The sequence below is a fragment of the Flavihumibacter sp. CACIAM 22H1 genome (genome assembly GCF_001601815.1).
Taxonomy (GTDB): domain Bacteria; phylum Bacteroidota; class Bacteroidia; order Chitinophagales; family Chitinophagaceae; genus Flavihumibacter.
This window is the reverse complement of record NZ_LUKG01000146.1, coordinates 1-4,068: the sequence shown is the minus strand read 5'-3', so window position 1 is coordinate 4,068 and position 4,068 is coordinate 1. Positions and strand designations below refer to the sequence as shown.

At 43.8% G+C, this 4,068-nt stretch carries 5 protein-coding genes; 1 reads left to right on the top strand and 4 read right to left on the bottom strand.

Translation table 11 applies throughout. The annotated features are described in order from the left end of the window. Window positions 1–459: winged helix-turn-helix domain-containing protein (locus tag A1D16_RS21300; RefSeq protein ID WP_290713594.1), on the bottom strand; the 459-nt coding region annotated here is incomplete at its 3' end. Between the two features lie 119 nt (window positions 460–578). Here A1D16_RS21300 and A1D16_RS21295 point away from each other — a divergent pair. Further along, window positions 579–1,913 (top strand): S41 family peptidase, encoded by a 1,335-nt coding sequence (locus A1D16_RS21295; protein WP_290713591.1) that lies wholly within the window; start codon window positions 579–581, stop codon window positions 1,911–1,913. Window positions 1,914–1,940: 27 nt separating this feature from the next. Here the strand turns inward: A1D16_RS21295 and A1D16_RS21290 are convergent, their stop codons facing one another. From A1D16_RS21290 to A1D16_RS21280, 3 genes are read right to left on the bottom strand one after another with little or no spacing between them, the layout of a single operon-like run. Further along, window positions 1,941–2,828: a response regulator transcription factor gene (locus A1D16_RS21290; protein ID WP_275910758.1), complete on the bottom strand. Its 888-nt coding sequence runs from the start codon at window positions 2,826–2,828 to the stop codon at window positions 1,941–1,943. A gap of 8 nt (window positions 2,829–2,836) precedes the next feature. After that, on the bottom strand, window positions 2,837–3,589 hold the full coding sequence (locus A1D16_RS21285) for an aldo/keto reductase (protein WP_290713584.1): 753 nt from the start codon (window positions 3,587–3,589) through the stop codon (window positions 2,837–2,839). 17 nt (window positions 3,590–3,606) lie between these two features. Beyond that, entirely contained in the window at window positions 3,607–3,843 is a 237-nt protein-coding gene (locus tag A1D16_RS21280; RefSeq protein WP_290713581.1) for an aldo/keto reductase, read from the bottom strand. Between the last annotated feature and the right edge of the window lie 225 nt (window positions 3,844–4,068).

Sequence of the window (4,068 nt, the reverse complement as noted above, 5' to 3'; positions counted from 1 at the left end):
AATGCTTTCCTTTGGGCTATTTTTATAATAAATAATAAAAGCGCAGCAAATTAAGAGCACCGCGAGCAGGACAGCCGTCCACCTTTTCTTCGTATTAAAAATGGATATTTTATCGTCTCTCTTTGCTTCAGCCCGCTCCATCTCGTACTTTATGACAGCGTTGAGGACATACCCTTTTTTATGAACAGTTTGTATCAGTTGTTTTTGCGTGTCGGCGAAAACTTTTCTAAGTATGGAAATAGCCTGGGTCAGCCCTTCATCGCCGCCGCCATAGTCCTGCCAGATGGCAGTAATTAATTCTTCCCTGGTCACAGTTTTGCCATGGTTTTCAGCTAATATGGTCAGGACCTGTATGAGCCTTGCTTCCAGGTGAGATTTTATACCGGTTGACTGTTTGGTTACCGAATTGGCGTCCGGCTCTACGAAAAAGATCTCATTGATATAGAAGTTGCTCCCCATTAGTTAGATTATAGTATAGCTACAGGTAATTTCAGTTATTCTCAAGGTTTTCTAAAGGAAAAGTACAGGTAATTGTATTATAAATCAAAGAGATTCGTCTTCAATTTAAAATTAATGGAATGAAGAAAATCATCTTGTTTATAATCGCTTCCGGTTGCAGTTTATATCTTTTTGCCCAGGTTCCATCACCCCGGCAATTAGATAAGACAACCAGGAATATTGTTTTGAATAGCATAGGCAACGCTATTAACAGTTACTATGTTTTTCCTGATACGGCAAAATTAATGTGGAATTATATAAACCGCCAGAATGAGAAAGACGAATATGATCTCCTTGTCAATCCCAACGATTTTGCGAATAAAGTGGTTAAAGATATCCGGTCGGTGTATGATGATGCTCATCTCAGGATTGAATACAATCCGCAGCTTGAAGCAGATATTTTAAGGTTTCTTTCGTCAAAAAAAGAGGCCGGCAAAGTGGCAGATGCGGCTATTGCCAAAGACGAAAAAATGAATTTCTATTTCAGGAAAATTGAAATTTTACCGTCCAACATCGGCTATATCCAATTGAACGGCTTTGCAACCGCCAGCCTGTCCGCCAGCAAAATAATACAGGCAGCCATGCAGTTTGTCGCCCATACGGATGCATTGATTATAGATCTGAGAAACAATTATGGCGGGAATGCCGAAACCGCGGATGAAGTTGCGGGCTACTTTTTTAGAAATAAGACCTATACAGGTGAAAGTTTTAACAGAATTGAAAACAAGTGGACCAAAAGATATGTAGAAAATAAAAAGGCAATTACAGGAGGCTTGGTATTGGATATGCCGGTTTATATTCTCACAAGCCACAGCACATTTTCGGCTGCTGAGGGATTTGCTTATACTTTTCAGACAATAAAAAAGTCAATGATCATAGGCGACACTACAAGAGGCGGCGCGCACCTTACAAGAAGTTTTAGTTTGGGAAATGGATTTGTGGGTTTTATTCCCTTTACAAGAGGGAAAAATGCGGTAACTGACACCGACTGGGAAGGGACTGGCGTAATCCCTGATATCTCAACAGCAGATAGCGATTGTTTAATAACCGCTCACAATATTATTTTAAACAAAAAATTGGCGGCAACAAAAAGCGAAACGGAAAAAAGGAAAATCAGTTACCTGCTGAACTATAACAGGAGTAAGAATGCATCTGCTATTATTAATCCTCTGAGTGCATCGAAACTTACCGGGCAATTTGCGGAATTCGAAGTGACTTTACAAGGAGATCAGTTGATGTTCAGAGATACAAATGAGCGTACCGTTAAGTATAAAAAAATGAGTGCCGTAACTCCTACACTATTCCAGGTGGGAAATGACTACCAGGTTGAGTTTATTCTTGAGAATGGTTTATGTACTTCGATTAAAATGTATTGGGACGATGGTTGGGAGGAAAGTATGAAAAGGGTAAGATAAACTTGGTTATCCTCGTTATCCCGCCACTCAATTAAATCCCTGGCGAAATTCAACCGGTGATAAGTTCGTTTTCTTTTTGAAAAGCGTACTGAAAGACTGCGCATGCTCGAATCCCAGCGCATAGGCAATCTCGCTCACCGAAAGATCGGTTGTCGAAAGCTTTTCTTTGGCTTTCGCGATCAGCTTTTCATGAATATGCTGCTGCGTGTTTTGCCCGGTATGAACGCGAAGCAGATCACTCAGGTAGTTGGGAGAGAGATTCATTTTTGCAGCAACATACTGCACCGTGAGCAAACCCTGTATTTCGTTATTGAAGTAGTCGTCGAGCAATTGCTCGAACCTCGTCAGTAGTGCGGAGTTGTTAGTCTTGCGGGTCAGAAACTGCCGCTCATAGAAACGATTGGAGTATTTCAGCAGGCTTTCGATGTGTGTGAGAATGATATCCTGGGTATGCGCATCGATATGCCGGCACTCTTTATCGATTTTGTGAAGGATCGAGATCAGGTCATCTTCTTCCTCCGCAGACAGGTGCAACGCTTCGTTTACCGCGTAGTCGAAAAATCCGTAATGATGTATATCAGTTGCTAACGTATGCTGTAACAGGAAGTCGGGATGAAAGATCAGGAGATAGCCAGACCCACATTCCATATTTTGCAGATCAAGCTGTTGTACCTGGTTAGGTTTGGTGAAACTCAATACACCTTTATCATAATCGTAATGCTGCTGTCCGTACCTGATCTTGCCTTTGGCTTCACGTTTCAGTGCCACACAGTAAAAGCGGTTAACGAAGCCTTTCCATATTTCATCTTCCAGGAAAATGCTATCCTCCAGGTTGATCACGCTCACGAGAGGGTGATGCGGTTCGGGCAGCGACAGCAGCCGGTGAAATTCCGATATGGAGTTGATAGCATTCATAGCCAAATTTAATCAATTAAACCCATGCTGAACTCATCGTAAGGTGCGCCCGTGTCGGTGCCTAATGGTACGATGCTTTCAAGTTTTGCAACATCTTCAGCCGTTAACGTAATAGCCGTCGCCGCCAGATTTTGCTCCACATACTTTCTACGCTTGGTACCTGGAATTAGTACAATTCCTTTGCTCATAATCCAGGCCAGCGCCAGTTGCGAAGGCGTGACATTCTTTGCCTGGGCCATCGCTTCTATGGCTTTTACGAGTTCAATGTTTTTGTCAAACATTTCACCCTGGAAGCGCGGGATCGCTCTGCGAAAATCGTTCGGTGGCAAGTCATCTATGCTTTTGATCTGTCCCGATAAGAAGCCGCGGCCGAGTGGCGAGTAAGCGACGAACCCGATGCCCAGTTCTTTTAATGTGTTTAATATTCCGCGTTCTTCCACTGTCCTTTCAAATAAGGAATATTCGCTTTGTACTGCGGTGACCGGATGCACGGCATGTGCCCGCCGTATCGTTTCGGAGGAGACTTCGGACAGACCGATATAACCTACTTTCCCTTCTTTAACCAGTTCTGCCATGGCCCCGACTGTTTCTTCGATCGGGGTGTTTTTATCCAGGCGATGCAGGTAATACAGATCGATGTAATCGGTATCGAGATTCTTTAATGAACGCTCCAGCGATTTTTTTACATAGTCCTTTTTGCCATTGATGGCCCAGGTTACTTTGTTGTTGTCGTCGATTTCCCAGCCAAATCTTGGTGGCAAGGATATACCGGTTGCGATTACCGGTGATTTGCCTTCGCAATAAGCTGCTCGTTTTTCAGTGGTCCGTACAGGTCGGCCGTATCCAGGAAATTGCCGCCCAACTCCAGTGAACGATGAATAGTAGCGATGGCTTCCTGCTCATCCGCGGGGCCGTACATGTGTCCTTCTTCAAACCCGGTCATGCCCATGCAACCGAGACCAATTACCGGCACCACCAAACCCTGGCTGCCTAATGCTAGTTGTTTTATTGCCATGATCCAAAGGTCGGAAAGCTAAAGGACCGGTAGGTATGCAAATCCCGGATGCTTGTAAGCAAAACGGGGAATGGCACTCGAAATCCTGATTGCAGACAGACAACCCTCAATGTTGAGCACATTTTGTACTTTCGCGGCCGTCTGCTTTTGATGGGTTAACACCTACGCCACCTGATAAATTTAAATACCACCACCGGTTATGAAGAGACTCTTGTTTTCTTATGT

Coding starts and splice junctions, on each gene's coding strand:
- A1D16_RS21280 (WP_290713581.1), bottom strand. CDS start 3,843: ATGGCAATAAAACAACTAGCATTAGGCAGCCAGGGTTTGGTGGTGCCG.
- A1D16_RS21295 (WP_290713591.1), top strand. CDS start 579: ATGAAGAAAATCATCTTGTTTATAATCGCTTCCGGTTGCAGTTTATAT.
- A1D16_RS21290 (WP_275910758.1), bottom strand. CDS start 2,828: ATGAATGCTATCAACTCCATATCGGAATTTCACCGGCTGCTGTCGCTG.